The following is a 26,571-nucleotide window of genomic DNA, read 5'->3' as shown; positions in this document are numbered from 1 at the left end:
AACGTTTGTCAATAACTAGTTAGTTACCTACATACTCGGAGGGCGGTACTCTCCTCCTGTGCCACCCGACGCCACGGAGACGAAGCGGCGGATCCTCGACGCAGCGCGCCGGGAGTTCGCCGAGTTCGGCCTGGCCGGAGCACGTATCGACCGCATCGCCGAGCACGCGTCGGCCAACAAGCGCTCGATCTACGTGCACTTCGGTCCGAAGGAGGACCTGTTCGACCTGATCGTCATCGACGCCCTCCGCACGATGGCGGACGCGGTCCGGTTCGACGCCGGCGACCTGCCCGGCTACGCGGGCAGGCTGTACGACCACCTCCTGGCCGAACCCAGCACGCTCCGGCTCTCGACGTGGGCGAACCTCGAACGGCCTTCGAGCACGGACGACGAGGGCACCACCTACCGCAAGAAGGTCGACGAGCTGCGACCCCGCTACGGCGACGCCGCGGTCGATGCGCTCGTGCTCACACTCGGCCTGGTCACGGCGTGGTTCGCCGCCTCTCCCGCGCTGACCTCCCTCGCACCGTCCGACGACGGCGCCGCGCGTCGATCGATCGTCGTCGCGGCGGTAGCGGCCGCCGTCGCCGCGATGCCATCCACCGGCGCGGCGACGTAGCCGCGGACTACAGCGCCCGGAGCGCGGCCTTCGCCGCGTGCCACCCGACCATCCCGTGCACGCCCGGGCCGGGGGCCGCGGCGGCGGAGCAGAGGTACACCCGATCGGTGAGCCGGTACGGATCGACCAGCTTGGGTCGGCGGACCAGCTGCGCGGGAATCGCAGCGCCGGCGGCGATGTCGCCGCCGACGAGGTTGGCGTTGCCCTCCTGGAGGCCGGCCGGACCCACGGACCGGAGTTCGACGATGCACTCCCGCACGCCCGGCGCGTGCCGCTCGACCTCGGCGACGACGGACTCGGTGAGGTCGCCGGGGAATCCGTTGGGGCAGTGCACGTACATCGACACGGGCACCAGATCACCGGCGCAGCGCGACGGGTCCGCCAGGTACTGCTGGGAGAGGATCATCACGGGGCGCTCCGGCATTCGTCCCCGGTTCACCATCAGTTCCTTGGCGGCGATCTCCCGCGCCGTGCCGCCCAGATGGACGAAGGCGGACCGTCGGAGATCCTCGTGCGCCCAGGGGATCCCGCCGTCCACCACCATGTCCACCTTGAACGCGGCCGCACCGAACCGCCACTGCCGGGCACGGCGCCGCAGCCACCGCGGGGCGCGCTCCCCCAGCAACTCCCGCGCCGCGGGCACGCCCGTGTCGAGGAGGACGAGGTCGGCGTCCGGGAGCGCGGTCACCCGCTCGCCCGTGCGGATCGTGCCGCCGTGCGCCTGCACCAGTGCGGCCAGCCCGTCGGAGATCCTCTGCGAGCCGCCCAGCGGCACCGACCAGGGCCGCACGCCCGCCAGGATGTACCCGAGCGAGCTCGTGAGCGGCAGATGCTGGGGCACGATGCCGTGCGCGGCGACACCGGCGAAGACTGCGCCGCCGACCCGACCGAGCGCGGCGGCGGTCACCGCGGCCGGTAGCGCGAAACGCGGCCCCCATCGCGTGGCGAGCACGGGGTGCCGCGGCACGTCGGTCATCGGCGCGAAGAAGGCCGCCATCACGTCGGGGCCGCAGTCCGGCACGTCCGCGAGGGTTCCCACCGCATCGGCCGGGTCGGGCGAGAGCGGGTGCGCCACATCGATCTCCGCCGTGCCCCAGGCTATGTCGAGTCCCACGTCCCGGAGCGCGGGCGAGGCGTACGCGAGGGGATGCCCCGTCGAGAATCGATCGACGACGGTGCCGCCCATCCGATCGGATCTGCAGGCCCCGCCGAGTGTCGCCTCGGCCTCGAGCACCGTCACCTCGAGCCCCGCGCGGGCCAGGTAGGCGGCAGCGGTGAGCCCGTTGGGGCCGGATCCGACGACGACGGCGGAGGTCATTCCTCCACACTAGCCAGCGGCGTCAGTAGGCTGCGGGTATGCGCACGGTGCGACGACTGCAGCCCTTCACGTCGACGATCTTCGCGGAGATCTCGGCCCTCGCCGCCGAGACCGGCGCCGTCAACCTGGGGCAGGGGTTCCCGGACACGGACGGCCCGGCCGGAATGCTCGCGGCCGCGAAGGCGGCGATCGACGGCGGGATGAACCAGTACCCGCCGGGCGACGGCCTGCCAGAGCTCCGTCGGGCCGTGTCCGCGCAGGTCGAGCGCGAGTACGGCCTGCACTACGACCCGGACGGCGAGGTGCTGGTCACCGTCGGCGCTTCCGAGGGGATCGCCGCCGCCGTGCTGGGCCTGGTCGAACCGGGCCAGGAGGTGATCCTCATCGAGCCCTTCTACGACTCCTACGCCGCGACGGTGGCGATGGCCGGCGCGACCAGGGTCGTGGTGCCGCTCGTCGAGGACGGCGGCCGCTACCGCCTCGATCCGGCGATGCTCCGGGCCGCGGTCACGGACCGGACCGCGGCGATCATCGTCAACTCCCCGCACAACCCCACCGGCACCGTTCTGTCCGACGAGGACCTCCAGCTGATCGCCGACCTGTGCGTCGAGCGGGACCTCCTGTGCTTCACCGACGAGGTCTACGAGTACCTCCTCTTCGACGGCCGGGTGCACCGCCCGCTCGCCGCCTTCGTGGGCATGCGGACACGCACCGTCCGGATCTCGGGCGCCGCCAAGGCTTTCAACGTGACGGGGTGGAAGGTCGGCTGGATCACGGCCCCGCGCGAGCTCGCCGACGCGTGCCGCTCCGCCAAGCAGTGGCTCACCTTCACGGGCGCCACACCGCTGCAGCACGCGGTCGCGCACGCGCTCGACAACGAGTCCTCGTGGCTCGAGAAGCTCTCCCCCGCACTGCAGGACAGCCGCGACCTGCTCACCGCCTCGCTCGTCGATGCGGGGTTCACGGTGCACCCGTCGGAGGGCACGTACTTCGTCGTGGCCGACGCGCGGGCCCTCGGCTTCGACGATGCCGCCGCTCTCGCCCGGGAACTGCCCGGCCGCATCGGCGTGGCCGCGGTGCCGGTGAGCGCGCTCGCCGACGATCAGGCCCGCTGGGGGCACCTCCTGCGCTTCGCGTTCGCCAAGCGCGAGGACGTGCTGGCGGAGGGCGCGCATCGCCTCCGTCAGCTGAAGGCGGGAATCACCTCGCGCTCGAACAGCTCGAGTCCCGATGTGTCGTAGGCGATCTCGGGGAAGTAGCAGATGGCGTAGGTCATCCCCTCCGCCTCGAGACGCTTGAGGTTCGCGACGATCTCGGCGGGCGTGCCCACCCCCGGCATGCCGAGGAAGCTGCCCATGGTGGCGTCGACCGCCGCCTCCGGCGCGTGCTCGAGGAGCCGGTTGCGCGTCTCGTCGAGCCTGGTCTGCACGTCGCGTGCGGCTTCGCCGATCGCGATGTTGTAGTTGGCGGACCGCGTGATGGCGTCGAAGTCGCGGCCCAGGTCGGCGCAGTGCTTCCGCAGCACCTCCGACTTGTGCGCGAACCCCTCGAAGGTCCCGTCGAAGTTGGTGTACTGCGCGTACTGAGCCGCGATCCGCAGCGTCTTCTTCTCGCCGCCACCGGCGACCCACAGCGGGATGCCCCCGTCCTGGAGCGGACGGGGCTCGCAGATGGCACCGTCGACCTGGTAGTACTTCCCGTCCAGGCTGGAGACGCCCTCGGTCCACGCCTGCCGCATGATCTGCACGCCCTCGTCGAGCCGGCCCAGGCGCTCGCCGGCCGGCGGGAAGCCGTAGCCGTAGGCGCGCCATTCGTGCTCGTACCAGCCGCCGCCGATCCCCATCTGCGTGCGGCCGCCGGAGATCAGGTCGACGGTGGCCGCCACCTTCGCCAGGTAGGCGGGGTTGCGATAGCTCATGGCCGTGCACATCTGGCCCAGCTTGACGGTGTTCGTCGTGGCGGCGAGGGCCGCCATGAGCGACCACGCCTCGTGGGTCGCCTCGCGGCTCGGGACCGGCGTGGTGTGGAAGTGGTCGTACACCCACACCGAGTCCCAGGGGCCGGCATCGGCACGCTGGGCGAGGCCGTTCATGACGGACCAGTGGTCCGCCGGGTCGATGCCGACGAGGTCGAAACGCCAGCCTTGCGGGAGGAAGAGTCCGAATCGCACTCCTCAACCCTACGGAGGTCGCGGCGAACATGTCGGTGGGTCGTCGTATCGTCGTGGGCGATGCAGGACTCGCTGTTCGACGACGCCGTACCGCTGGCCCCGCACCGTCGGGACCTGGCCGACGGTGCGTGGCTCGACGTGCGCGCGGACTGGCAGGTCGGGGCCGACGAACTGTTCGAGGCCCTGGGCCGCGACGTGCCGTGGGTCGAGGAGAAGCGCCGCATGTACGAGCGCACGCTGCCCGTGCCCAGGCTGCTGCGCTACTACGACACGGGCGCGGCGCTGCCCCACCCCGAACTGGCCCGCACGCGCGATCGGCTCACCGAGCTGTACTGGGACGATCTGCGCGAGCCCTTCACCTCGGTCGGGCTGTGCCTGTACCGCGACGGCGCGGATTCGGTGGCCTGGCACGGCGACACGATCGGCCGCGGCGCCACCCACGACACGATCGTCGCCATCGTCTCCCTCGGCGCGTCGCGCCCCTTCCTGATGCGGCCGCGCGGCGGCGGCGCCAGCACGAAGCTGTCGATCGGCCACGGCGATCTGCTCGCGATGGGCGGCTCCGCACAGCGCACCTGGGAACACGCGGTGCCGAAGGTCCCGCACGCCGGGCCGCGGATCAGCGTGCAGTTCCGGGTGGCCGGGGTCAGATGACCCACTGGTCATGACCTGGTGTGACAAGATGGGATCATGATCGCGGACGGCCCGATTCCGAAGCACGAGCAGTTGCGATCGCTCCTCGAGAAACGCTGCGCCGACGGCCTCGAGCCGGGCGCCGCGCTCCCCAGCGAGCGGCAGCTGTGCGAGGAGTACGGGGTCTCGCGGATCACGGTGCGTGAGGCGCTGCGCCAGCTCGTCGCCGAGGGCACACTGGTCCGGATCCGCGGCAAGGGCACCTTCGTCGCGGACCGCCCCGCCCGCTCGCAGCTGCACCTCGCCTCGTTCCACGACGACATGCGGCGCCTGGGCCGCTCACCGTCGACGGTGGTGCTGCAGACGGAGCTCCGGATCCCACCCCCGTCGACGACGGCGGCCCTGCAGATCCGCGCCGCGGACAAGGCCTTTCACATCAAACGCCTGCGCCTCGCAGACGGGGTGCCCATCTCGATCGACGACGCGTGGTACCCGCAGGCGGTCGCGCCCGGGATGGACGTGCACGACCTCACGCAGTCGATCTACGACCTGCTGCGCACCGAGTACGGCCACCCCATCGACCGCGCCGAGCAGTCCATCGGGGCCATCTCCGCCGACGGCGAACTCGCCCGTCTGCTCGGGGTACCCTCGGGCGCCCCGATCCTCGCCTTCGATCGCGTCTCGTTCTCCGGGGAGGTCCGGGTCGAGCACAGCTACTCCTGGTACCGCTCCGATCGCTACCAGGTGCAGATGACGGTCACCGAGACCGGCCGCTAGGGCGCGCCAAGCGGGACACAAGGGGCGCTCGGCACGATCGCTGACAACAGCAGCAGATCACCCCGAACGAAGGAAGTCCCATGCGCAGGTTCACCATCGCCGCCGCCACGATCGCCGCCATCGCGACCGGCGGGTTCGTCGCCGTCCCCGCCGCCCAGGCCGCCCCGCACCCGAACGGCTGGTACTGCAGCGGCGTGGCCGCCAACGGCCTCCACGCCGGCACCTACGTCCGCTGGGGCCAGGCGTACTCGAACTTCGGAGCGGCGTCGTGGTTCCACCGCCAGACCGGCGCCCGCCGAGTGACCTGCAGCTGATCGCTGAGAACGCGACCCGTCAGATCGCCTCGTACTGCGGTTCTCCCCGGAACCGCGATGCGCGGCCGCCGATCCCGAGCGCCGACCACACCCGGCGCGAGACCGGGTTCATCAGGCCGATGCGCTCGGCCAGCGCACGCACGTCACCGAAGACCTCGGCGCGCATGCGCCGCGTGGCGGGATCGCGCCAGAAGATCTGCTTGCGCACCTCGTCCGGAACGTCGAAGGTCTCCCAGAACTGCTTGGGCGGCACCATGATCACGTTGTTGAGCGACCACATGACGAGCGGCGTGACCACCGACAGGATGCCGCGTTGCACGCGGCTCATCTTCGGGACCTGGTAGTCGAGCAGCTGGTGCGCGAAGGAGATGTGGCGCGCCTCCTCCGCGACGTGGATCGCGATGATCGCGGTCAGCGCGGGGTGCTGGGTGTCTGCGGCGCGCAACTGGTGCTTCTGCATGTGGTCGATCGGCTCCTCGCCGCCGAGCACGCCCACGAAGAACCCCGGCGGCGCCCAGACGGCGGCGCGGGTCAGGCGCGGCATCACCGTGCGGAACCAGCGCGGCGCACCGGGCACCTTCTGGCCGGTGCGGTTGACGAACTCCTGGAACATGAGCGTGTGGTTGCACTCCTCGCGGGCCTCGTGCGTGGCGTAGCGGAACTCCGGGGAGCCGTTGCGCTGCACGAACGAGTACTGCATCAGCGCCGCGATGAGCACCTGCTCGAACTGCAGGCCGGCCTTGACGAGGTTCGCCTGCCGCCAGACGCCCATGGCGATCCGCTTCTCCAGCGGCTGCGCCTGATACCAGGGACTCCGGCCGATGTAGTCGAGCTCGGGATGCAGTTCCCATCGCGGGTCCGCGGGGTCGATCGCGAGCTCCGGCGAATCCCAGGCGATGTCCAGGTAGGGGTCGAAGTTGCGTTCGACCGACGCGGTCGACAGGTCCGACAACGTCCGGTGGAAATCGGCGCGCTGGGCGCTGCTGTGCGCGCCCTCGACATCCGTGTGAGCCACGTCAACCATGATCACCTCGTAAGATAGACACTCTGTTGAGAACTGTCTACCACATGCGGTTCGCGCTCACGCCCCCGAGAAGCCCGACGACGGCGTGAAGGAGGTGCCGTAGAAGTCCCGGCCGAACGGGGTGATCTCGATCCGACGGCGGACGGTCTTGGCGTACCGGCCGGCGGTGCTGATCGCATCGAGGATCTGCGGCTGGACCTGGAGCAGCTCGTACCGCCGCACCTCCACCTGCTCCTTCGAGAACCAGATGAGGCCCAGGCGGTGCAGATTGCCGAGGTACGCGGCGATCCGCTCCGGATGGCGGCAGCCCGCGACCTCGGGGATCATCGACAGTCCCGCGGCCACCGTCTCCGCGCCGACCCCGAACGGCCGGTTCGTGCGGACGTCGATGGCCGGCTGCGCACCGTCGTTGTGGAGCAGCCGCAGGATGCGGGCCTCGTCGGGGCAGAGCTCCTGCAGGATGTGCGCGAACGCCGGGTGAGGAGCCTGCGCCCCGGCCGGCTCGGCCGACTGGGCGAGCAGACGGTCACCCGTGCGACGGAGCTCCTCGGAGGTGGTGACGGGCTCGTCCTCACGCTCGTCGAGCTCCTCGACGACCTCGCCGTGCACGACGATGCGCGGCGCCACCTCGGTGGTCAGCGCGACGTCCACGAGATGCCCCGCCTCGCTGACGAACTGCTGAGTGAGGCGCTGCGCCGAGCCGCCGATCTCGCGGGTCACGTTGAACGCCGAGTTCGACACGCGCCCGAGCCGCCCGAGGAGGCCGCCGCCGGACTCGTGCTTGTCGACCTCGGCGATCCCGCCCTCGCCACGCACCGCCAACTCGCGCCCCTCGGCGTCGAGCGCGTCGTCGACGTCCCGCGCCGCGTTGGAACCGGACTTGTCACTCACGTCTGTCACACCCCGAAGATCGCTAGATGAAGGAAGCCGGCGAACGAGCCGAGCACCGCTCCGTGCAGGAACAGCAGCCACTCGTCCTGCTTGATCGCCGACCGGAGCAGCTCGCTGAGATCGTCCGGGCTGAGCTTGCTCATCCGCTCGATGACGAACTCACGGACCTTGGTCTGCTGTTCGGCCACGAACTGCGGCTGGCTGACCGTCGCCTCGGCGACCTTGAGCGCCTCCGCACCGACCAGTTGCGGCACGCGGTCGTAGGCCTCACTGCCGACCGACAGCTTGACGAAGCCGCGCGCCCAGCCCGCGGCGTTGTCGATCGAGTCGCGCAGCACCGTCTCGACGGTGGCCCGGGTCCGGTCCGAGCGCGGACCGTGCAGCAGCTCGTCGCAGATGTTCTCGATGGTGATCACCTTGTCGGCCATCACCTTGGCGTACTCCTCGCCGATCTCCTTCTTCCGCTTCAGGAAGAGGCCCTGCTTCCACGGCACCCACCAGGTGGGGTGGATCGGCTCGAAGATCATCAGGATCCCGATGTAGTTCACGACGTAGCCGATGACGATCCCACCGAGCGGCAGGAGCCACCAGTACGGGAAGAAATGCAGCAGGGCGACCAGCAGGAAGCCCATGGGGAAGCCGAAGTAGAAGCCGAAGTTCTGCATGAACTTCAGTTCCTTACGGCCCATGTTGTAGAAGATGTCCTTCAGGACCGAAGGGTTGTTGGTGAGGTAGCGGATCACCAGAAGTTTGGCGTCGATGTAGTCGTCGATGTTCTCGCCGATGGTCGACGTGATCCGCCGGACGTCCTTCGGCAGCGACGCCGACACGCGGCGGTAGACGAGCAGCTTCACGTCCTCGGGGAGCGAGTACCACAGACGCGGGTTCTCGCGCTGCATCACGGATTCGACGATCGACGGGATCATCGGCAGCGACGCGCGGGTGAGCACCTCGGAGACGTGCTCGGGATCCATCACCTCGTAGAACTCGGCGATACTGCCAACCTTGTTGAGCGACTTGTCGACGGCGATGCTCGCCATCTTCTCGGCCCTCGAGGGCACGATCCCCTGCCATCCGACGCGGCCGTCCGGCTGAATGGCCGGGATCACCTGGACGCGCCGCGGGAGCAACGGATACAACGTGGCCATGCCGGGAATCTTGATGCCGTAGAACCGCTTGGGCTCGAACAGCATGAGAATGCCGGTCCAGTTGGTGATGTAACCGATGATGCCGGTGAACAACGGGATCGTGATGAGCTGCTCGATCAGATGTGCGTTCACGACACGCACCCCTCACCGACGTTCGTCGTCGAGCGCACCACGTACCCTCCATCTCCGCTCGCGCGGCCCGAATCACTCGTCCTACGAATGGTTCACGGTCACCCGCTCGACATCATTCGCGCTCACAGTACTCAACAAGATGAGAGGATTACTCCTCGATTCGATCACTGTGACCAGATGAACACGCCGAGACACAAGCTCGATTACATTGCAAACAACACCTCTCCCGCAAGCACTTCGCGCTCCGCAGGATCCGCGACCGATCCGGGCTTGGAATCCATCACCACGACCGGGCAGATCGCACTAAGGCCTCGATCGCGAATTCCCGACGGGGAGAACGAGATCAGCGGATCACCTGCGGCCACCTTCGACTTCTCCGCAGCCAGCAGCGTGAAGCCCTCACCGCCCAGATTCACGGTGTCGATTCCGACGTGCACGAGAACACCGACACCACCGTCGCCGAGCACGATCGCCGCATGCGGATGCAGCTTGAGCACCGTGCCCGCGACGGGCGAGACCACGACGGCGTCGGCACCGTCGGCGGGGACGGACGGCTCGATCGCGACACCCGAACCGACCATCTGGCCGGCGAAGACCTGATCGGGGACCGCGGAGAGCGGCACCAGTCGCCCGGCGACCGGCGCGAGGACGTCGGTCACAGGAGGTCCTGCACTTCCTCCGCGAGGGCGTCGGCGGTCGGCCCGACGACGACCTGGACCGCCGAGCCGGCCACCATCACGCCGTGCGAGAGCTTCTTGAGCGCGGCCTGGTCGACGAGACCCGCGTCCTTGACCTCGCAGCGCAGCCGGGTGATGCAGCCCTCGACCTCCTCGATGTTGTCGGCCCCGCCGAGTCCGTTCACGATGTCCTGAGCCTTCGACATGTCTGCCGCCCTTTCGGAGAGGTTCGGGGAAACCGGCTCACGCCGCCCCCAACTGGTTATAACCTGTCGTCACCCTAGTGGACTCGTCCCTCGACAGGAGCGAAAAATGAGTTCCTCATCCGGATCCGGTATATCAGCACGACGGCTCGATCTGAGCGGTCTCCAGAAACTCGGCCGCAGCCTCATGCTGCCCATCGCGGTCCTCCCGGCCGCCGGCCTGCTCCTGCGGCTCGGGCAGGACGACCTCCTCGGCCGTTGGTCGTCGATGAAGACGGTGGCCGCGGTCATCGGCGGCGCCGGGAACGCGCTGATCGGCAACCTCGCGATCCTGTTCGCCGTCGGCATCGCGATCGGCTGGGCGAAGAAGGCCGACGGCTCGACCGCACTCGCCGCGCTCGTCGGCTACCTGTCCTTCCAGGCCGTCGAGAAGGCGATGTCCCCCGTGGTGCTCGCCGGCAAGGTCGACAAGGCGGGCGACCCCGCGGTCGTCGACTACGGCGTGCTGGGCGGCATCGTCATCGGCATCATGTCGGCGATGCTGTGGCAGCGGTTCTACAAGACGAAGCTGCCCGATTACATCGGCTTCTTCTCCGGTCGGCGCCTCGTGCCGATCCTCACCGCCTCCGGCGCGATCGTCGTCGGCGTGATCATGGCGTTCATCTACCCCGCGTTCAACTGGGCGCTCACCGGCCTCGGCAACTGGGTCGCCGAGCACTCGGTCGTCGGTGGCGGCGTGTTCGGCACCGTCAACCGCCTGCTCCTCCCGCTCGGCCTGCACCACATCATCAACTCCGTGGTGTGGTTCGTGCTCGGCGACTACCGCACGGCCGGCGGCGACGTGGTGCACGGCGACATCGCCCGCTTCCTGCAGGGCGACCCCACCGCCGGAACGTTCATGACGGGCTTCTTCCCCATCATGATGTTCGGCCTGCCCGCCGCGGCGCTCGCGATCTACCGCTGCGCCAAGCCCGAGAACCGCAAGGTGGTCGGCGGCATCATGCTCTCGGTCGCACTCACCAGCTTCCTCACCGGCATCACCGAGCCGCTCGAGTTCTCCTTCATCTTCGTCGCATGGCCACTGCTGATCGTCCACGCACTGCTCACCGGCAGTTCCCTGCTCATCGCGAACTGGCTCGACATCCATCACGGCTTCACCTTCTCGGCGGGAGCGATCGACTACGTCCTCAACTTCGGCAAGGCGACCAATCCGCTGTGGCTCATCCCGATGGGCCTGGTGTACGCCGTGATCTACTACTTCACGTTCTCGTTCATCATCAAGCGCCGGAACCTCAAGACCCCCGGCCGCGAGGACGAGGACGAGGAAGCAGAGGTGACGGCGTGACCGAGTACCTGCGCGGCACCGTCGTCACGCCCTCCGGGGCGATCGACGACGGCGTCGTCGCGTACGGCGACGGACTCATCACGGAGGTCGGGCCGGCGTCCGCCTTCCCGCCCGCCGGTCTCCCGGCACCGTCGGACCGCGTGTACGTGCCCGGCATGATCGACGTGCACTGCCACGGCGGCGGCGGGTTCGGCTTCCCGGACTCCGACGCCGACGGTGCCCGCGCGGCCGCCGCGCACCACCTCGGCCGCGGTACGACGACGATGCTCGCCTCGCTCGTCTCGGCGTCCGCGGACAAGCTCCTCGAGCGCATCGCGACGCTCTCGCCCCTCGTCGACGACGGCACCGTCGCCGGCCTGCATCTGGAGGGCCCCTTCCTGGCCCAGGAGGTGTGCGGCGCGCAGGACCCGCGGTACATCGTCGACGGTGACCCCGCGCTGCTCGCGACGCTCCTCGACGCCGCGGGCGGACGGATCCGCTCGATGACGGTCGCCGCCGAGACGGCGCACTTCGACGTGTTGGCCCAGCAGTTGTCCGAGGCCGGCGCCGTCGTCTCGGTCGGGCACACCGCCGGCGACTACGACACCGTCGCGGCCGCGCTCGGCACGCCGTCCGGTCCGGTGAGCATCACGCACCTGTTCAACGGCATGCACCCGATGCACCACCGGCACCCCGGCGCGGTCGGCGCGTCGCTCAAGGTCGCGGGCGAGGGGCGCGCGGTCGCCGAGGTCATCGGCGACGGGGTGCACCTGGCCGCAGGCACCGTCGCGATGGTCTTCGCGACCGTCGGACCCGACCACGTCGCGCTCATCTCCGACGCGATGCAGGCCGCCGGCATGCCCGACGGCCAGTACTCGCTGGGGCCGCTGGAGGTCACCGTCGGGGGCGGCACGGCCCGCCTGACCACGTCCGACGGTACGCCGGGCGCGATCGCCGGGGGCACCTCCTCGGTGTTCGACGTGTTCTCTCGCGCCGTCCGGTACTCGGGCGTCGCCCTCGCCGACGCGGCCCGCGCGGGCGCGACGACGCCGGCCCGACTGCTGGGCCTCAAGGACCGGGGTGAGCTGTCCGCCGGCCTGCGCGCCGATGTCCTGGAGCTCTCCGCAGATCTGGACCTGCTGCGGGTGCTCCGCGGCGGAAATCAGGTGTGACGGCATCCCGCCGAGGGGCACACTCATCGTATGACCGCATCCCCTGATCGAGACGCGAACAGCACGGTCGACGACCCCGACGCCGCCGACATCGAACGGCGTCTCGCAGCAGCCCGAAGGCTCGCGGGGAGCGGCACCGGATGGTTCCCCGACGGCTACCTGGAGGCGCTCCGCTCCGAGTGGCCGGACTAGAGCTCAGTACAACTCGCGGCCGTAGCCCGGTCCGTAGTAGCGGTCCAGCTCCTCGAGCGAGTCGTCCGGGCGCTCCAGGGATTTCGCGATGACGGCGCGCCGGGGCACGCCGTGGTCGTCGTCGTTGGTCGGCCAGGTCGACGGCTCCCACGCCTCGGACCGCAGGAAGGCCTTGCTGCAGTGGAAGAAGACCTCGTCGATCGCGACCTCCACGATGAGCTGGGGCAGCTTTTCCCCCACCGCCATCATCGGCGCATAGGGCGCGTCGGCGAGCACGACGGCGGTTCCGTTGATCCGCAGCGTATCGCCGCGCCCGGGGATCACGAACTCGAGCGCGACGTGCGGGTCCTGCAGCAGGTTCCGCAGCCCGTCGACGCGGCGGTTGCCGGGCCGATCGGGCAGCGCGATCGTGCGGTCGTCGAGGATGAGCACGCCGCCCGCGGGGTCGCCCTTCGGGGAGACGTCGAGGTCGCCGGCCGCGCCGGAGGTCGCCACGAAGTACAGCCGCGCCGCGGCCAGGAACAGCCGGTGCACCTCGTGCAGCTCCGGTTTCGCCTTGTCACGGATCCGCGGGATCGGTTCGGGCACGACCGCGCGCAGTTCGGCCTCGGTGGTCACCGGTCTGCGTTCGTGCGCCATGCCATCGACCCTAGAGATCAGCAGGCCGTTCGCGCGACCCGTTTCCCGCTCACAGCGGCCGCAGGATGCGGTCGAGGAACTCGCGGGTGCGGTCCTGCTGCGGCTTCCCGATGACGTCCGCGGGGCGGCCGGCCTCGAGCACCACGCCGCGGTCGACGAACAGCACCTGATCGGCCACGTCCCGCGCGAAGGCCATCTCGTGCGTTACCACGACCATGGTCCGGCCCTCGTCCGCGAGATCGCGCATCACGGTGAGCACGTCGCCCACCAGCTCCGGATCGAGCGCCGAGGTCGGCTCGTCGAACAGCACGACCCGCGGCCGCAGCGCCAGCGCCCGCGCGATCCCGACGCGCTGCTGCTGGCCACCCGAGAGCTGGTGCGGGTACTTGTCCGCGTGCTCGGCCAGGCCGACCCGCGTGAGCAGGTCCCGCGCCTGCGACTCGACCTCCGCCGCGGGCCGTTTCTGCACGACGACGGGCCCCTCGGTCACGTTCCGCAGCGCCGTGAAATGCGGGAACAGGTTGTGCGACTGGAAGACCATCGCGCTCTGCGCACGATAGCGTTTCAGCTCCGCCTTGCCCGGCGGCCCCGCGCCGAAGTCCACCGTCGCCTCACCGACGGTGACCGTTCCACCGTCCGGCAGCTCGAGCGCGTTGAGGGAGCGGAGCACCGTCGTCTTGCCCGACCCGGAGGGTCCGATGACGACGGTGACCGTGCCCTCCGGCACGGCGAAGTCGATGCCGCGCAACACGTCCACGTCACCGAAGGACTTGGTGAGGCCGCGCACCGAGATCAGGTCGGTCATCGCGTCACGTACCTTTCGAATCGCGTCTCGAGCCTCGACTGGAACACGCTGAGGATCTGGCAGACCACCCAGTAGTAGCAGGCCGCGACCACGTACATGGTGAGGAAGTCGAAGGTGGGCGCCGCGGCGATCTGGGCCTGCCGGAACACCTCGGTCACGAGGATCGTGGACGCCAGCGAGGTGTCCTTGACCAAGGAGATCAGGGTGTTCGCGAGCGGCGGGGTGGCGGTGCGCGCGGCCTGCGGCAGGATGATCCGGCGCAGCGAGGTGCCGTAGTCCATGCCGATGGTGGCGGCAGCCTCCCACTGCCCCTGCGGGACCGCGCCGATCGCGGCGCGGATGATCTCCGCCGCGTAGCCGCCCACGTTGAGCGAGAACGCGATCGCCGCCGCGAAGAACGGATCGAAGACGAGCCCGATCGCGGGCAGTCCGTAGAAGATGATGACCAGCTGCACCAGCAGCGGTGTTCCGCGGATCACCGAGATGTACGCGGTCGCCAACGCCCGCAGCGGCCTCCGCGCCGACATCCGCGCGAGCGCGACGGCCAGCGCGATCACCAGACCGATCACGAAGCTGATCGCGGTGAGCGGCAGCGTCATGGTGACCATCGCCTTGAGCAGGGGAACCAGGCTGCGCCGCACCAGGTCCCAGGTGGTCGACTGCTTCGGCGCGGCACTGTCGGCGCCGAAGTACTTCTGCGAGATCCGCTCGGCGGTGCCGTCGGCGCGGATCTCGGCGAGGCCGCGGTTGATCGCGGGCATGAGGCCGGATCCCTTGCGCGCCGCGAACACCGACTCGGACTTGTCGGGGGTCTCCGCGGCGATCTTCACCGGCGCCGAGGGATTCACCGCGAGGTAGTTGCGGATCACGCCCGTGTCGTTGACCACCACGTCCACCCGGCCCTGCGCGAGCAGCGTCGCCGCCTCGGTGAACCCGGCGACCGGCTCGATCCGCGCGCCCGCCTTCTCGGCGACGCCGGACCAGCTGCTCGTCGAGCTCTGCGCGGCGAGCTCGCCGCGGATGTCGGCGAGCGACTTCACGGAATCGTCGCCCTTGCGGACCAGGATCGACCCGCTCGCCGTGCTGTACGGGTCCGACAGGTCGTACTTGGCCGCCCGCGCCGGATTCGCGGCGACCTGGTTCGCCACCAGGTCGAGCCGGTTCGACTCCAGCGCCGCGAACATCGAATCCCACGGCGTCTCCACGAACTCCACTCGCACGCCGATCTTCTCGGCGATCGCGGTGATCATCTCGACGTCGTACCCGGTCAGCTTCCCGGTGTCGTCGTGGTAGCTGTACACCGCGTACACGCCCTCGGTGCCCACCCGCAGCACGCCGCCGGCGGGCGGCACCGGGTCGGCGTTCGCCGGCAGCGGCGCCGCGACCAGCAGCATCACGAGCAGTGCGAGGACCGCCCGCCGCAACGCGGTCACCGCCGCTCGGGGAGGGTCCCGCCGGGCGAGGGCGTCGTCGGTGACCGCTGCTGTTCGCATGCGTCGTTCCTATCACCGACGGGGACGTCCGTCCCGGGGACAAGCGTATTCAACCAACAGGTTGACCACGTCGGGACAGGGGCGTACCGTCGTATTCAATCGATTGGTTGAACACGACGGAGGTGCACCACGGACGACAACGATGACCTGTCCCGCGCGTTCGCCGCACTGGCGGACCCCACGCGCCGCGACATCGTCGCCCGGCTCTCGGACGGCGACGCCACGCTCACGGAGATCGCGGAACACTACGACGTGAGCATCCAGGCCGTCTCGAAGCACCTCACCGTGCTCGAGAGCGCCGGCCTGATCAGCAGGACCCGACGGGCACAGGCTCGGCCGGCCCACCTCGAGGCGGAGGTCTTCGACCTCATGAACGGGTGGATCGAGCGGTACCGCCGCCGCGCCGAGCAGCGCTACCAGCGCCTCGACGCCGTGCTCGCCGACATGAACGCCGAAGAGAACCCCACCGACAGCACCGAGCAAGGAGCAGCATCATGACCATCGTCAACGCCGAGGCCGGCATCGAGGCCTCCACCACCCTCCCCACCGTGACCATCACGCGCGACTTCCGCGCCACCCCCGCCCAGCTCTTCCGCGCGCACACCGACCCGGAGATCTACACCCGCTGGGTGGGTCCGTCCGACATCGACACCGAGATCGTGCACTGGGACGCCCGCACCGGCGGCAGCTGGGCGTACGTGAGCCGCCGCGGCGACGAGCGGTACGCCTTCCACGGCAGCTTCCACGACGTCCGGGAGGACCGGATCGTGCAGACCTTCACCTACGACGACATGCCCGACGGGGTCTCGCTCGAGACCATGACCTTCGAGGACCTCGGCGACGGCCGCACCCGCCTGCGCGCCGTCTCGCTGCTGGACAGCTTCGAGAACCGCGACGGCATGCTGGCCAGTGGGATGGAGTCGGGCATCGTCGACGGATACGCGAAGCTCGACGAGCTCCTCGACGCGGGCGAGGTCTGACCCGAGGTCGGCGCGGGCCCGGTACGTTGTCGGCATGAGGTTGCCGCGGCTCCGCGCCGACTACGGGTCGGTCCTGCTGGGCTCCGCCGACGACAGCCCGCGGACCACCCGGGTGCGGATCCAGCTGGTGCTCACCACCGGCGTGCTCATCGCCAACGCCATCGGCGTGGGGCTCGCCATCGCGCTCGCGACGGTCGGCATCCCCAAACCCGCGATGCGGTGGGACGCCTGGTGGATGCCCTTCCTCGTGATGCCGGTCTACATCGGCATCGCGTTCCTCCTCGGGGTCGTGCTCGGCACGGTCCGGCTGGTCCGGTCCCTGCGCTGGTCGATCCGAGGGGACACCCCCACCGCACGGGAGGCGCGGGCGGCCATGACCGCGCCGTGGCGGCTCACCGTGATCCAGGCGCTGCTGTGGGCGGGCGGCACCGTCGTGGTCACGGTGGGCTACGGCCTCGTCGACCCTGAACTGATGCCGAAGGTCGCCCTGGTCACCGGTCTGAGCGGGGTCGTGGTCTGTGCCATCTCGTACCTGATCACCGAGTTCGCGCTGCGCCCGGCGGCCGCGCGGGCGCTCGAGGCCGGGTACCCGATCGCGCGCCGCAGCCGTCTCAAGGGGCGGGCGTTCACCGCGTGGGCGGTGGGCTCGGGCGTGCCGATCGTCGGGATCTTCCTCGTCGTCGTGTTCGCCACCTTCCGCGACGACACCTCCAAGATGGACATCTTCGTCGCCGTCACCGCGATCGCCGCGATCGCCCTGCTCACCGGCCCGCTGCTCACCCTGCTCAACGCCGACACCATCGTCGGGCCGCTGCGCGTGCTGCGGAACGCACTGCGGCGCGTCCGCGACGGCGAGCACGACGTCTCCATCACGGTGTTCGACGGATCCGACATGGGCGAGCTACAGGCCCGTTTCAACGAGATGACCACGGGCCTGGCCGAACGCGAGCGGCTGCGCGACCTGTTCGGCCGGCACGTCGGCCGCGAGGTCGCCGAGCAGGCCCTGGGCTGGGGCGTGCAACTGGGCGGCTCCGAGCAGGTGGTCGGGGTGCTCTTCGTCGACGTCGTCGGGTCCACGACGCTGGCCCGCGAGCGGCCGGCCACCGAGGTGGTGGAGCTGCTCAACCGGTTCTTCGAGGTGATCGTGACCGCCGTCGAGGAGAACGACGGCCTGGTCAACAAGTTCGAGGGCGACGCGGTGCTCGCCGTCTTCGGCGCCCCGCTCCCCCACCCGGATCCGGCCGGCGGCGCACTCCGCGCGTCCCGCATGATCGCGGACCGCCTGCCCTCCGCCGTGCCCGGCCTCGCCGCCGGGATCGGCGTGTCCTACGGCGTCGTCGTCGCGGGCAACGTGGGCGCGATCGAGCGGTACGAGTTCACCGTGATCGGCGACCCGGTCAACGAGTCCGCGCGCCTGTCCGAGGTGGCCAAGCGCGACACCTCGCTGCCGGTCGCCTCCGAGCCCGCGGTCATGGGCGCCCGCGAGGCGGAGTCGCAGCACTGGCGCTTCACCGATGAACAGGATCTGCGGGGCCGCAACGAGATCACCCGGCTCTACGCGCCGCGCGCCGCGCTCGCCGCCAGCACCAGCACGTCGTCGACGAAGGTCGTCCCGCCCACGGTGAACGTGCGCGTGCCCGCCACCACGAACCCCGATTTGGCGTAGAACCGCTTCGCGCGGGCGTTGTCGGCGTTCACGCCGAGCCACAGCGGCTCGCCGGCCGCACCCAGCACCGCCGCGTCCAGGAGCGTGCGCGCCACCCCGGAGCCGTGGTGGTCCGGGTCCACGTACAGCTTGGACAGGTAGGTCGACGGTGCGCCGCGCAGGCTCTCCGGCCCTTCATCGAAGTCGCCGTGCAGGACCAGCGCGTACCCGACGGGGCGCGCGGCACCGTCGGGTCCCGGCGCACCGTCGACGACGAGGACCCGGTGGCCGGGCTCGGCGATGTGCCCGGCGAATTCGGCCTCGCCGAGGTTCTGCGCGATGAAGGTCTGGACGTGCTCGCGCGGGAGCGAGGGTGGGCAGGCGAGCGGGAAGGTCCGCGCGGCGAGCGCCGCGACGGCGGCGGCGTCCTGCGCCTGCGCGATCCGGGCCGGTGACGGTGTCATGGTTCCACGGTAGATGCCGGACCGCGTCACTCCCGCCCGAGTAGCCGGTCGGTCTCCCGGCGCTCGCGCTTGGTGGGACGGCCCGCGCCGCGATCGCGGTGGGGCATGGACGCGGCGATCTCCCGTGGCGGGGGCGGTGGGCTGTGGTCGATGAAGCAGGTGGCGGCCACGGGCGCACCGACCCGCTTGGCGATCAGCGTGGCCACCTCGACGATCCGCTCGCGGCCGCCGAGCCGCAGCCGCACCTCGTCGCCCACGACGATGTGCTGCGCCGGCTTCGCAGCGGCGCCGTTGACCCGCACGTGCCCGGCACGACACGCGGTGGCGGCGGCGGACCGGGTCCTGGTCAGCCGCACCGACCACAGCCAGGCGTCGACCCGCACGGTTCAGCGCCGGCGCGTCAGCCGCGAGTACCCGACGGCGCCGAGCACGCCGAAGGCCACCAGCAGCAGGAACCCGAGGCCCGTGCTGATGAAGAAGCCCACCGCGACCACGACGACCGCCGGGGCGGCCATCGCGGCGACCATCCCCGGATGCTGCTTCACGACGTCCAGCGCGGCCTGCTTGCGCGCGGGATCGAGCTCTTTTCCAGCCATGTCACCAATGTACGCATTCCCGGCAGGGCAAGATCGAATCATGACGGTGCTGGCACTCATGCGACACGGCGAGGCCGGCATGTCGATCCCCGACGAGGTACGCCCGATCACCGAGAACGGTCGGTACCAGGCCCGACGGTCCGCGGAGTGGCTCGCCGAGCAGGGGCTCGAGCCCGACCACGCGCTCGTCTCGTTCGCGCGGCGCACCGTCGAGACCTTCCACGCGACGGGACTGCGGTGCCCGATGACCGCGACCGAGGAATTGTACGAGTGCCCCGGCCGTCGCGTGCTCGACGAGATCAACGGCGTCCCCGGCGACGTACCGGTCCTACTGGTGGTCGCGCACTTCCCCGGCCTGCCCGAGGCGGCGGCCGAGCTCGATCCGCGCGCCGAACTGCCGGGTTTCTCCCCCGGCACCGTCGTGCTGCTGGACCTCGACGACGGTCCGGCCACGCCCGGATCGGGGCGGCTGCGTGCGTGGTTCACCCCGTAGGATGTCCTTTTATGGACACCCTGATCCTGCTGCGGCACGGCAAGTCCGCGTACCCCGACAAGGTGAAGGATCACGACCGTCCGCTGGCGCAGCGCGGGATCCGGCAGGCGGGGTTGGCGGGCAAGGCGATCCGCCGCTACGGGCACGTCGTCGATCTGGTGCTGTGCTCCACCGCCGAGCGGGCCCGGGCGACGCTCGAACAGGCGGCCGTCGACGCGCCGGTGCGCTTCGTCCCGAAGCTGTACGGCGCCACGGGCGAACAGATCCTGAAGATCGTCGACGCGGAGCGGGGCGACGCGGCCACGGTGCTGGTGGTGGGCCACGATCCGGGGCTCGCCGAGGCGGCCCAGATCCTCGATCCCACCTTCACCTTCGCCAAGTTCCCGACCTCGGCCTTCGCCGTTGTCGAAGACGGGCACGCGGAGCTGCACATTCCTCGCTAACGTGGGGGCGTGACGGTACGCGCGCGTTTCGAGAACTCCGCCGGCTCCCTGTTCACCGACGGTCTGCGGGGCGTCCTCGCGGCCCATCCCGACGCCGCGTGGCACGACGCGGGCTTCGTCGCGCGGCGCACGCCGCGCGCCTCCGGCGTCGCCCTGGTCTCCGGCGGCGGCTCCGGACACGAGCCCATGCACGTGGGGATGATCGGCGCCGGCATGCTCGACGCCGCGTGCCCCGGGCTGATCTTCACCTCCCCCAACGCCGTTCAGATCGCCGCTGCCACCCGCGCGGTGGACACCGGCGCCGGCGTACTGCACATCGTGAAGAACTACACGGGCGATGTCATGAACTTCGCCGTCGCGCGGCGGCTGGTCGCGGTCGCCGACGGCGCGGCGTCCGCCGTACAGACGGAGGTCGTCCTCGTCGACGACGACGTGGCCACCGAGGACACGGCCGGCCCGGGCCGGCGCGGCACCGCCGCCACGGTCGTGGTGGAGAAGATCTGCGGCGCAGCAGCCGATCTCGGGGCGCCGCTGGCCGAGGTCGCCGCGCTGGGGCGGCGTACCGTCGCCCGTGCGCGTTCGATGGCGGTGTCGGTCTCCGCCTGCAACGTGCCCGGCGCGACCGAGCCCTCCTTCGACCTCGCCGACGGCGAGATGGCCTTCGGCGTCGGCATCCACGGCGAGCGCGCCCGGGTCGAGCGGCCGGTGGTCGCCGCCGAGGAGATCGTCACCGACCTGCTCGCGCGGATCCTGCCCGGCACCGGCCTGGAGTCCGGCGACCGCGCCCTGGTCGTGGTCGACAACCTCGGGGCCGTCACCGATCTCGAGCTCGGCGTGCTCTTCGCCGAGACGGTGAAACAGTTGGGCGAGCGCGGGATCGAGGTCGCCCGCTCGCTCGTCGGGCGCGTGATCACGGCCCTCGACATGGCCGGCGCCTCCGTGACCGTCGTCCCGCTCGACGACGAGCTGATCGCGCTCTGGGACGCACCGACCGCGGCACCGGGCTGGCCGAACACGGCCACCGCACCGTCGTACCTGGACCCGCTCGCGCAGGCGCTGCCGGACGACTCCGCGGACCGCGGCGAGCCGAACGTGTGGCTCTCGGACTTCGTGGGCCGGGTGCAGCGCTCGGTCGACGAGCTCACCGAACTCGACCGCAAGGCCGGCGACGGCGACTTCGGCACCAACATGGCCGCCGCGCTCGGCCACTTCCCTCTGCCCCTGCGCGGCCCGGATTCCGATGTCCTGGAGGCGATCGCCACCTCGTACCTGGTGCGCTCGGGCGGCACCTCGGGCGCCGTCTTCGGGACCTTCTTCACGGAGCTCGGGCGGGCCCTGCAGCCCGACGGTGCCGGCTTCGCCGCCGGCGTGCGGGCCGGTCTCGACGCCGTCGTCGAGCTCGGCGGGGCGCGGGTGGGCGACAAGACGGTGGTCGATGCGCTCTCCCCCGCCGCGGACGCCTTGTCCGCCGGCGGATCCATGGCGGACGCCGCCGAGGCGGCCGCCCGGGGCGTGGCGGCCACGGCCGACAGCGCCGCCTCTCGCGGCCGGGCGAGCTACCTCGGCGACGCAGTACGCGGCGTACCGGATCCCGGTGCGCTGGTCATGTCCTGGCTGTTCGAGGCCGCCGCATGAGCGAGGTCGACGCCGAGGATTTCGCCCAGATCCTGCACCAGGTCCGGGAGTGGGTGCGCACCCGCGTGGTCCCCCGCGAGCGGGAGATCGCCGACGCCGATGCGATCCCCGACGACCTGCGCCGGCAGGCGAAGGACATGGGGCTCTTCGGTTTCGCGATCCCGCAGGAATGGGGCGGCCTCGGCCTGGACCTCGCGCAGGACGTCGAACTCGCGATGGAGCTCGGCTACACCTCGCTGGCGGTGCGGTCGATGTTCGGTACCAACAACGGCATCGCCGGCCAGGTCCTGGTGAACTTCGGCACCGCCGAACAGAAGTCGACGTGGCTGGAGCGGATCGCCGCCGGCGAGGTCGTCGCGTCGTTCGCGCTGACCGAGCCCGGCGCGGGGTCGAACCCCGCAGGACTGCGCACCCGCGCCGCCCGGGACGGCGAGGGCGCGGACGCCGACTGGGTGCTCGACGGCGAGAAGTGCTTCATCACCAATGCGCAGTCGGCGGACCTGTTCGTGACCTTCGCCCGCACCCGGCCCGCGGAGGCCGGCACCGGCCCGGGCATCGCGGTGTTCCTGGTCCCCGCGGACACGCCGGGCCTGGAGGTGGCGCCGCACGACGAGAAGATGGGCCAGCAGGGCGCCTGGACCTCGAACGTCGCGTTCACCGGCGTGCGCGTCCCGGCATCCGCGCTGGTCGGCGGCGACGAGGAGGGCGGTTACCGCGCTGCGATGACCTCGCTGGCCCGCGGCCGCGTACACATCGCGGGCCTCGCGGTCGGCACTGCGCAACGGGCACTGGACGAGTCCCTGAGGCACGCGGCGGTCGCGACGCAGGGCGGCACGCCGATCGGCGACTTCCAGCTGGTCCAGGCGCATCTGGCGGACATGCAGACCGGCGTCATGGCGGGCCGGGCCCTCGCTCGGGACGCCGCCGCGAAGTGGGTCTCCGGCGAGGACCGGCGGATCGCACCGTCGGTCGCGAAGCTGTACTGCACCGAGATGGTCGGCGACGTGGCGGACCGCGCCGTGCAGATCCACGGCGGCTCGGGCTACATGCGCGAGACCACCGTGGAGCGGATCTACCGCGACGTCCGGCTGCTGCGCCTGTACGAGGGCACCTCGGAGATCCAGCGGCTCATCATCGGCGGCGGCCTGGTCCGCCGTGCTCAGCAGGAGCTCGGCTGACGCGCGTCATCGTGTTCGGCGCCACCGGGCTCCTCGGCCAGGGCGTGCTGGAGGCGTGCCTGCAGGCCCCGGACGTGACCGAGGTCCTGGTCGTCGCCCGCTCGACCACGGGCCGGGAACACCCGAAGCTGCGCGAGATCGAGCACCGCGACTTCACCGACTACTCCGCGGTCGCCGACCGGCTGGTCGGTTACGACGGCTGCTTCTTCTGCCTCGGCACCACCTCGGCGGGCAAGCAGGAGGCGCAGTACCGGATCGCCAACCGGGACATCCCGATCGCCGCGGCCCGGGCGGTGCTCGCGGCGAACCCCGAAGCGGCCTTCTGCTACGTGTCCGGCGCGGGCACCGACGCCGGGTCGCGGCTGATGTGGGCGCGGGTCAAGGGCGAGACCGAGAACGCCCTCCTCGCCCTCGGTACAGGCACGTACATGTTCCGGCCCGCGATCATCCTTCCGCTGCCCGGGGCGCGGCTCCGGTCGCGGCTGAATACGGCGCTGTACGCGGTCATCGTTCCCGCCGCGCCGCTGCTGCGCCGCATGATCCCCGACCGGATCACTTCCGCGGTGGAGGTCGGCCGGGCGATGATCCGCACCGCAGAGATCCGGCCGCCGGATCGGGTGCTCGAGAACGCCCGGATCGTCGCGCTCAGCGCCAGTTCGGCCCCGTGATCGCGGGGAATCGCCGGCACAGCAGCAGCGCGATCTCCACGTCCAGCCGACCGTCCTCGAGCGGCCGTCCGCGGCGTTCGATGGCCTTGCGCACCCGGTACTTCACCGTGTTGGTGTGCAGGTGCAGCAGCGGCGCGGCGGCGGTGAAGCTGGAGCCGGCCTCGAGGAACACCTGCAGCGAGTGCCGCAGGTGCGCATCCGATTCGGTGGGCTCGGCGAGCGGCCCGAGCACCTCGCGCACCCAGACGTCCGCCGTCGAGAGATCGCCGCCCAGCATCGCGGCGATGACGACGCCGACGTCGCCGCTGGCCACCGAGACCCGGTCCTCCCCCGGTGCGCGTACCGCGACCGCGCGGGCGTGTTCGGCCAGCTCGTGCGAGCGCACGAACCCCACCACCCCGCTGCGGGGCGCGCCGATCGCGAGCGACGGCGCCTGCCGGTCGGACGCTCCGAGGGCGCGCAGGATCTCCACGGCACCGTCGGCCGCCCTGGCGGACAGCGGGATCCAGCCCCAGGCCGTCTGCCGGTCGTGCGCGAGGAACAGCGGCTTGGAGGAGGCGCCGAGGTGCTTCGCCGCGAGGAACAGGAAGCGTTCCATACCGATCAGCTCACCGCGCTCGAGCTCCGGCTGCGGGTACCACATGATCACCGCAAGGCTGTGCTCGCGTAGCGGGTAGCGCAGCGCCGCGCTCATCTCGTCGACGCCGCGGGAATCCGCGGTACCGGAGAGGATCCTGCGGATCTGCTCGCCCTGGATCCGCTCGCGACTCTCCCGCCAACGGTCGAGCTCCTGCCGGTACACCTCGACGACCTGCTCGGAGATCCAGTCGATGTACTGCGAGGTCGCGGTGAACGTGGCCTCGAAGACCTCGAGCGCCGTATCGGCGTCGACACCGCCGGCCCGCACCTCCGCGAACACCAGGCGCAGCAGCTCCTGCTGGCCCAGGCGGTAGGCGCGGACCAGGGCGTTCGGCGTCACGTCGTGCTGCGCGAGCCGGCGCGCGTACTCGACGGCGGCGACCGGCGCGGTCACCCCCGCCACGTCGATGCCGTGCCGGATCGCCGCGAAGATCGTCGAGATGTTGCCCTCGACGCTGGCCCGCAGCAGCTCCACCAGCTGGGTATCACCCCGCAGCTCCGGGATCTGCGCGAGGATCACGTCCCGCACCGCGTCCGTCACCGCGGCGAGGCGGGGCTCCATCCGGGTGATCACCGCCGCTGCCGCCGAGACCGTTCCCTCGGAGGATCCGCTCGCGTCCGTCGCCGACATGAGCCCGAGCGTAGCGATCGCGGCGACGCGCGACGGGTGATCCGTGGATCTCGCGCTGTTGTTCGTCGAGGACAACGCCGGAGGAATCCTTGGCCTGCGCGGACGATGTGACGTCGGTCACGTGGATCTAGATTTCTCAGTGAGCCGGACCACACTCCACCCCTGAGAGGGCCTCCGATGCACTTCGCACTCCTCCCCGCACACCGGGCCGCCGCCGCGCCCTCGGCGCCGGCTGTCGCCGACGACGACCGGACCCTCGACAACGCCGCGTTCCACCAGGTCATCGAGGCCGCGGCCACGACCCTCGCCGAGCTTGGCGTGCGCCGCGGCGACGTGGTCGCGGTGCTCCTGCCCAACACGGCCGACCTCGTCGTGACGCTGTTCGCCGCGTGGCGCCTCGGCGCGGCGGTCACGCCGATCAACCCCGTCCTGACCACCGATGAGATCCGCTACCAGGCGACGGATGCGAGCTCGGTTGTGTTGGTCACCGACAACGCGCGGACCGACGATCTCGGCACGTCGGTGCTGCTCACCGCCGACCTCTACGCCGGAACCGAGGGCGCGCCCGCCGTCGACCCGCACGACGAGGATCGAGCCCTGCTGATCTACACCTCGGGCACCACGGGTCGCCCGAAGGGAGTTCGGCTCGACCACGCGAACCTGACGGCGCAGTGCCTCGCCCTCGTGGACGTCCTCGGGCTGACCGCCGACGATCACAGCCTGCTGATCCTGCCCCTGTTCCACGCGAACGGGATCGTGGCGGGCACGCTGTCGCCGCTGCTCGCCGGCGGCCGCACCACCGTGGCCGGCCGGTTCAAGGCCGCCACCTTCTTCGACCGGGTCGAGCAGGTCCGCCCCACCTACTTCTCCGCCGTCCCCACCATCTATCAGATGCTGGTCGACCTCCCGGCCGACGTCCGCCCCGACACCTCGTCGATCCGGTACGGGATCTGCGGTGCCGCGCCCGCCAGCGTCGAACTGCTCGCGAAAGTGGAGCAGCGCTACGGCTTCCCGCTCGTCGAGGGCTACGGCCTGTCCGAATGCACCTGCGTGGCAACGGTGAACCCGTACGACGGCGTCCGCAAGGCCGGCACCGTCGGACCCGCGATCCCCGGCGTGACCGTGCAGGTCCTGGGCCCCGACGGTGCCGTGCTGCCGGCCGGGGAGGCGGGCGACGTGGTGATCTCCGGCCCGAACGTCATGCGCGGCTACCTCAATCGTCCCGAGGACACGACCGAGACCCTCGTGGACGGCCGGCTTCGCACCGGCGACATCGGATTCCTCGACGAGGACGGCTACCTCACCCTCGTCGATCGCGCGAAGGACCTGATCATCCGCGGCGGGGAGAACATCTACCCCAAGGAGATCGAGTCCGTGATCTACCAACTGCCCCAGGTCGCCGAGGCGGCCGTCGTGGGCCGGCCGGACCCGAAGTTCGGCGAGGTGCCCGTCCTGTTCGTCGCACTCACCGACGGTGCGGTGCTCGATCGCGACGCGATCCTCACGCACGCGGCCGCCAAGCTGGCCGCCTACAAACTGCCCGCGGAGATCACGACTCTCCCGAGCCTCCCCAAGAACGCCGTCGGCAAGCTCGACAAGCCCACCCTGCGGAAGTTCGAAGCGCCCACCAGCGCCTGACAATCCACCCGACCCACCGAAGGAGCGATC

31 protein-coding genes are annotated in these 26,571 nt (G+C 70.7%); 17 read left to right on the top strand and 14 right to left on the bottom strand.

From position 1 onward, the window contains the following. Positions 1-58 precede the first annotated feature (58 nt). Positions 59-619: a TetR/AcrR family transcriptional regulator gene (locus tag AXK60_RS22055; RefSeq protein ID WP_068574521.1), complete on the top strand. Its 561-nt coding sequence runs from the start codon at positions 59-61 to the stop codon at positions 617-619. 7 nt (positions 620-626) lie between these two features. Here the strand turns inward: AXK60_RS22055 and AXK60_RS22050 are convergent, their stop codons facing one another. Next, the gene (locus tag AXK60_RS22050; protein ID WP_068574519.1) at positions 627-1,937 is read right to left on the bottom strand and encodes a phytoene desaturase family protein; all 1,311 of its coding nucleotides are present in this window, start codon (positions 1,935-1,937) and stop codon (positions 627-629) included. Positions 1,938-1,975: 38 nt separating this feature from the next. Between AXK60_RS22050 and AXK60_RS22045 the strand changes: the two genes are divergently transcribed. Then, entirely contained in the window at positions 1,976-3,178 is a 1,203-nt protein-coding gene (locus AXK60_RS22045) for a pyridoxal phosphate-dependent aminotransferase (RefSeq protein ID WP_068574517.1), read from the top strand. Here the strand turns inward: AXK60_RS22045 and AXK60_RS22040 are convergent. Continuing rightward, positions 3,121-4,107, bottom strand: a complete 987-nt coding sequence (locus AXK60_RS22040) for an LLM class F420-dependent oxidoreductase (protein ID WP_068574515.1) — start codon at positions 4,105-4,107, stop codon at positions 3,121-3,123. The two genes, AXK60_RS22045 and AXK60_RS22040, sit on opposite strands and share 58 nt — an antisense overlap. Before the next feature lie 60 nt (positions 4,108-4,167). Here AXK60_RS22040 and AXK60_RS22035 point away from each other — a divergent pair, with 60 nt between their 5' ends. The 3 genes from AXK60_RS22035 (at position 4,168) to AXK60_RS22025 (ending at position 5,831) form a co-directional block, all read left to right on the top strand. After that, positions 4,168-4,761, top strand: a complete 594-nt coding sequence (locus tag AXK60_RS22035; RefSeq protein ID WP_068574514.1) for an alpha-ketoglutarate-dependent dioxygenase AlkB — start codon at positions 4,168-4,170, stop codon at positions 4,759-4,761. A gap of 36 nt (positions 4,762-4,797) precedes the next feature. Next, on the top strand, positions 4,798-5,517 hold the full coding sequence (locus AXK60_RS22030) for a GntR family transcriptional regulator (protein ID WP_068574512.1): 720 nt from the start codon (positions 4,798-4,800) through the stop codon (positions 5,515-5,517). A gap of 80 nt (positions 5,518-5,597) precedes the next feature. Beyond that, a complete protein-coding gene (locus tag AXK60_RS22025) occupies positions 5,598-5,831 on the top strand; it encodes a hypothetical protein (protein WP_068574510.1) in 234 nt (77 codons plus the stop codon). Between the two features lie 19 nt (positions 5,832-5,850). Here the strand turns inward: AXK60_RS22025 and AXK60_RS22020 are convergent, their stop codons facing one another. From AXK60_RS22020 to AXK60_RS22000, 5 genes are all read right to left on the bottom strand, one after another. Continuing rightward, positions 5,851-6,855 (bottom strand): AurF N-oxygenase family protein, encoded by a 1,005-nt coding sequence (locus AXK60_RS22020; RefSeq protein WP_068575295.1) that lies wholly within the window; start codon positions 6,853-6,855, stop codon positions 5,851-5,853. A gap of 57 nt (positions 6,856-6,912) precedes the next feature. Next, positions 6,913-7,755, bottom strand: coding sequence for an Abi-alpha family protein (locus AXK60_RS22015; protein WP_231855646.1), 843 nt, complete (start codon positions 7,753-7,755; stop codon positions 6,913-6,915). After that, a complete protein-coding gene (locus tag AXK60_RS22010) occupies positions 7,752-9,026 on the bottom strand; it encodes a DUF445 domain-containing protein (protein ID WP_068575293.1) in 1,275 nt (424 codons plus the stop codon). Before AXK60_RS22010 ends, AXK60_RS22015 begins: the two co-directional genes overlap by 4 nt. A 203-nt stretch (positions 9,027-9,229) precedes the next feature. After that, positions 9,230-9,685 (bottom strand): PTS sugar transporter subunit IIA, encoded by a 456-nt coding sequence (locus tag AXK60_RS22005; RefSeq protein ID WP_068574508.1) that lies wholly within the window; start codon positions 9,683-9,685, stop codon positions 9,230-9,232. Then, positions 9,682-9,909, bottom strand: coding sequence for a PTS sugar transporter subunit IIB (locus tag AXK60_RS22000; protein WP_068574506.1), 228 nt, complete (start codon positions 9,907-9,909; stop codon positions 9,682-9,684). Before AXK60_RS22000 ends, AXK60_RS22005 begins: the two co-directional genes overlap by 4 nt. Positions 9,910-10,015: 106 nt before the next feature. Here AXK60_RS22000 and AXK60_RS21995 point away from each other — a divergent pair, with 106 nt between their 5' ends. The 3 genes from AXK60_RS21995 to AXK60_RS27220 are packed head-to-tail and all read left to right on the top strand — an operon-like array spanning position 10,016 to position 12,594. Continuing rightward, positions 10,016-11,251, top strand: a complete 1,236-nt coding sequence (locus AXK60_RS21995; RefSeq protein ID WP_068574504.1) for a PTS transporter subunit EIIC — start codon at positions 10,016-10,018, stop codon at positions 11,249-11,251. Next, positions 11,248-12,402 carry an N-acetylglucosamine-6-phosphate deacetylase gene (locus AXK60_RS21990; protein WP_068574502.1) on the top strand — a complete coding sequence of 385 codons (1,155 nt, stop codon included), beginning with the start codon at positions 11,248-11,250 and terminating at the stop codon, positions 12,400-12,402. Before AXK60_RS21995 ends, AXK60_RS21990 begins: the two co-directional genes overlap by 4 nt. A gap of 30 nt (positions 12,403-12,432) precedes the next feature. Then, the gene (locus AXK60_RS27220; RefSeq protein WP_175400090.1) at positions 12,433-12,594 is read left to right on the top strand and encodes a hypothetical protein; all 162 of its coding nucleotides are present in this window, start codon (positions 12,433-12,435) and stop codon (positions 12,592-12,594) included. 3 nt (positions 12,595-12,597) lie between these two features. On the opposite strand, the gene AXK60_RS21985 is transcribed toward AXK60_RS27220, so the two are convergent. The 3 genes from AXK60_RS21985 to AXK60_RS25990 are packed head-to-tail and all read right to left on the bottom strand — an operon-like array spanning position 12,598 to position 15,432. After that, on the bottom strand, positions 12,598-13,233 hold the full coding sequence (locus AXK60_RS21985; RefSeq protein ID WP_068574500.1) for an MSMEG_1061 family FMN-dependent PPOX-type flavoprotein: 636 nt from the start codon (positions 13,231-13,233) through the stop codon (positions 12,598-12,600). Positions 13,234-13,282: 49 nt separating this feature from the next. After that, the gene (locus AXK60_RS21980; RefSeq protein ID WP_068574498.1) at positions 13,283-14,038 is read right to left on the bottom strand and encodes an amino acid ABC transporter ATP-binding protein; all 756 of its coding nucleotides are present in this window, start codon (positions 14,036-14,038) and stop codon (positions 13,283-13,285) included. Further along, positions 14,035-15,432, bottom strand: coding sequence for an ABC transporter substrate-binding protein/permease (locus AXK60_RS25990; protein ID WP_156485812.1), 1,398 nt, complete (start codon positions 15,430-15,432; stop codon positions 14,035-14,037). The genes AXK60_RS21980 and AXK60_RS25990 overlap by 4 nt, the downstream gene beginning before the upstream one ends. Before the next feature lie 246 nt (positions 15,433-15,678). On the opposite strand from AXK60_RS25990, the gene AXK60_RS21970 reads away from it, so the two are divergent. From AXK60_RS21970 to AXK60_RS21960, 3 genes are read left to right on the top strand one after another with little or no spacing between them, the layout of a single operon-like run. Beyond that, a complete protein-coding gene (locus AXK60_RS21970) occupies positions 15,679-16,029 on the top strand; it encodes an ArsR/SmtB family transcription factor (RefSeq protein WP_068574496.1) in 351 nt (116 codons plus the stop codon). After that, positions 16,026-16,511 carry an SRPBCC family protein gene (locus AXK60_RS21965; protein ID WP_068574495.1) on the top strand — a complete coding sequence of 162 codons (486 nt, stop codon included), beginning with the start codon at positions 16,026-16,028 and terminating at the stop codon, positions 16,509-16,511. The genes AXK60_RS21970 and AXK60_RS21965 overlap by 4 nt, the downstream gene beginning before the upstream one ends. 34 nt (positions 16,512-16,545) lie before the next feature. Then, a complete protein-coding gene (locus tag AXK60_RS21960) occupies positions 16,546-18,177 on the top strand; it encodes an adenylate/guanylate cyclase domain-containing protein (protein WP_068574493.1) in 1,632 nt (543 codons plus the stop codon). Here AXK60_RS21960 and AXK60_RS21955 read toward each other — a convergent pair. Genes AXK60_RS21955 through AXK60_RS21945 form a run of 3 tightly spaced genes read right to left on the bottom strand, consistent with a single transcriptional unit; the run spans position 18,066 to position 19,216 of the window. Then, positions 18,066-18,620, bottom strand: a complete 555-nt coding sequence (locus AXK60_RS21955) for a GNAT family N-acetyltransferase (RefSeq protein ID WP_068982592.1) — start codon at positions 18,618-18,620, stop codon at positions 18,066-18,068. The two genes, AXK60_RS21960 and AXK60_RS21955, sit on opposite strands and share 112 nt — an antisense overlap. A gap of 26 nt (positions 18,621-18,646) precedes the next feature. Continuing rightward, positions 18,647-19,003, bottom strand: a complete 357-nt coding sequence (locus AXK60_RS21950; RefSeq protein WP_068574489.1) for an RNA-binding S4 domain-containing protein — start codon at positions 19,001-19,003, stop codon at positions 18,647-18,649. Between the two features lie 3 nt (positions 19,004-19,006). Next, positions 19,007-19,216, bottom strand: coding sequence for a hypothetical protein (locus AXK60_RS21945; protein WP_068574487.1), 210 nt, complete (start codon positions 19,214-19,216; stop codon positions 19,007-19,009). Positions 19,217-19,256: 40 nt separating this feature from the next. Between AXK60_RS21945 and AXK60_RS21940 the strand changes: the two genes are divergently transcribed. From AXK60_RS21940 to AXK60_RS21920, 5 genes are read left to right on the top strand one after another with little or no spacing between them, the layout of a single operon-like run. Then, a complete protein-coding gene (locus tag AXK60_RS21940; protein WP_068574485.1) occupies positions 19,257-19,709 on the top strand; it encodes a SixA phosphatase family protein in 453 nt (150 codons plus the stop codon). 11 nt (positions 19,710-19,720) lie between these two features. Then, positions 19,721-20,152, top strand: coding sequence for a SixA phosphatase family protein (locus AXK60_RS21935; RefSeq protein WP_068574483.1), 432 nt, complete (start codon positions 19,721-19,723; stop codon positions 20,150-20,152). A 9-nt stretch (positions 20,153-20,161) separates the two neighbouring features. Next, positions 20,162-21,787 (top strand): dihydroxyacetone kinase family protein, encoded by a 1,626-nt coding sequence (locus tag AXK60_RS21930; RefSeq protein ID WP_068574481.1) that lies wholly within the window; start codon positions 20,162-20,164, stop codon positions 21,785-21,787. Next, a complete protein-coding gene (locus AXK60_RS21925; protein ID WP_068574479.1) occupies positions 21,784-22,965 on the top strand; it encodes an acyl-CoA dehydrogenase family protein in 1,182 nt (393 codons plus the stop codon). The genes AXK60_RS21930 and AXK60_RS21925 overlap by 4 nt, the downstream gene beginning before the upstream one ends. Positions 22,966-22,976: 11 nt before the next feature. Beyond that, positions 22,977-23,633 (top strand): Rossmann-fold NAD(P)-binding domain-containing protein, encoded by a 657-nt coding sequence (locus tag AXK60_RS21920; protein WP_068747155.1) that lies wholly within the window; start codon positions 22,977-22,979, stop codon positions 23,631-23,633. Here AXK60_RS21920 and AXK60_RS27855 read toward each other — a convergent pair. After that, positions 23,611-24,903, bottom strand: coding sequence for a PucR family transcriptional regulator (locus AXK60_RS27855; RefSeq protein ID WP_068575290.1), 1,293 nt, complete (start codon positions 24,901-24,903; stop codon positions 23,611-23,613). The genes AXK60_RS21920 and AXK60_RS27855 overlap by 23 nt on opposite strands. 177 nt (positions 24,904-25,080) lie before the next feature. Between AXK60_RS27855 and AXK60_RS21910 the strand changes: the two genes are divergently transcribed. Then, a complete protein-coding gene (locus tag AXK60_RS21910) occupies positions 25,081-26,541 on the top strand; it encodes a class I adenylate-forming enzyme family protein (protein WP_068574477.1) in 1,461 nt (486 codons plus the stop codon). Positions 26,542-26,571 lie beyond the last annotated feature (30 nt).

This window comes from Tsukamurella pseudospumae (assembly GCF_001575195.1).
Taxonomy (GTDB): domain Bacteria; phylum Actinomycetota; class Actinomycetes; order Mycobacteriales; family Mycobacteriaceae; genus Tsukamurella; species Tsukamurella pseudospumae.
This window is presented reverse-complemented; position numbering and strand designations above follow the sequence as displayed.

Excerpts from the sequence above, each read along its gene's own strand:
- AXK60_RS21955 (WP_068982592.1), bottom strand. The coding sequence starts at position 18,620 with ATGACACCGTCACCGGCCCGGATCGCGCAGGCGCAGGACGCCGCCGCC.
- AXK60_RS21985 (WP_068574500.1), bottom strand. The coding sequence starts at position 13,233 with ATGGCGCACGAACGCAGACCGGTGACCACCGAGGCCGAACTGCGCGCG.
- AXK60_RS22025 (WP_068574510.1), top strand. The coding sequence starts at position 5,598 with ATGCGCAGGTTCACCATCGCCGCCGCCACGATCGCCGCCATCGCGACC.
- AXK60_RS22045 (WP_068574517.1), top strand. The coding sequence starts at position 1,976 with ATGCGCACGGTGCGACGACTGCAGCCCTTCACGTCGACGATCTTCGCG.
- AXK60_RS21945 (WP_068574487.1), bottom strand. The coding sequence starts at position 19,216 with ATGGCTGGAAAAGAGCTCGATCCCGCGCGCAAGCAGGCCGCGCTGGAC.
- AXK60_RS21940 (WP_068574485.1), top strand. The coding sequence starts at position 19,257 with ATGACGGTGCTGGCACTCATGCGACACGGCGAGGCCGGCATGTCGATC.
- AXK60_RS21935 (WP_068574483.1), top strand. The coding sequence starts at position 19,721 with ATGGACACCCTGATCCTGCTGCGGCACGGCAAGTCCGCGTACCCCGAC.
- AXK60_RS21910 (WP_068574477.1), top strand. The coding sequence starts at position 25,081 with ATGCACTTCGCACTCCTCCCCGCACACCGGGCCGCCGCCGCGCCCTCG.
- AXK60_RS22050 (WP_068574519.1), bottom strand. The coding sequence starts at position 1,937 with ATGACCTCCGCCGTCGTCGTCGGATCCGGCCCCAACGGGCTCACCGCT.
- AXK60_RS27855 (WP_068575290.1), bottom strand. The coding sequence starts at position 24,903 with ATGTCGGCGACGGACGCGAGCGGATCCTCCGAGGGAACGGTCTCGGCG.
- AXK60_RS21960 (WP_068574493.1), top strand. The coding sequence starts at position 16,546 with ATGAGGTTGCCGCGGCTCCGCGCCGACTACGGGTCGGTCCTGCTGGGC.
- AXK60_RS22030 (WP_068574512.1), top strand. The coding sequence starts at position 4,798 with ATGATCGCGGACGGCCCGATTCCGAAGCACGAGCAGTTGCGATCGCTC.
- AXK60_RS21925 (WP_068574479.1), top strand. The coding sequence starts at position 21,784 with ATGAGCGAGGTCGACGCCGAGGATTTCGCCCAGATCCTGCACCAGGTC.
- AXK60_RS22020 (WP_068575295.1), bottom strand. The coding sequence starts at position 6,855 with ATGGTTGACGTGGCTCACACGGATGTCGAGGGCGCGCACAGCAGCGCC.
- AXK60_RS21980 (WP_068574498.1), bottom strand. The coding sequence starts at position 14,038 with ATGACCGACCTGATCTCGGTGCGCGGCCTCACCAAGTCCTTCGGTGAC.
- AXK60_RS21965 (WP_068574495.1), top strand. The coding sequence starts at position 16,026 with ATGACCATCGTCAACGCCGAGGCCGGCATCGAGGCCTCCACCACCCTC.
- AXK60_RS25990 (WP_156485812.1), bottom strand. The coding sequence starts at position 15,432 with ATGCTGCTGGTCGCGGCGCCGCTGCCGGCGAACGCCGACCCGGTGCCG.
- AXK60_RS27220 (WP_175400090.1), top strand. The coding sequence starts at position 12,433 with ATGACCGCATCCCCTGATCGAGACGCGAACAGCACGGTCGACGACCCC.
- AXK60_RS22035 (WP_068574514.1), top strand. The coding sequence starts at position 4,168 with ATGCAGGACTCGCTGTTCGACGACGCCGTACCGCTGGCCCCGCACCGT.
- AXK60_RS21995 (WP_068574504.1), top strand. The coding sequence starts at position 10,016 with ATGAGTTCCTCATCCGGATCCGGTATATCAGCACGACGGCTCGATCTG.
- AXK60_RS22000 (WP_068574506.1), bottom strand. The coding sequence starts at position 9,909 with ATGTCGAAGGCTCAGGACATCGTGAACGGACTCGGCGGGGCCGACAAC.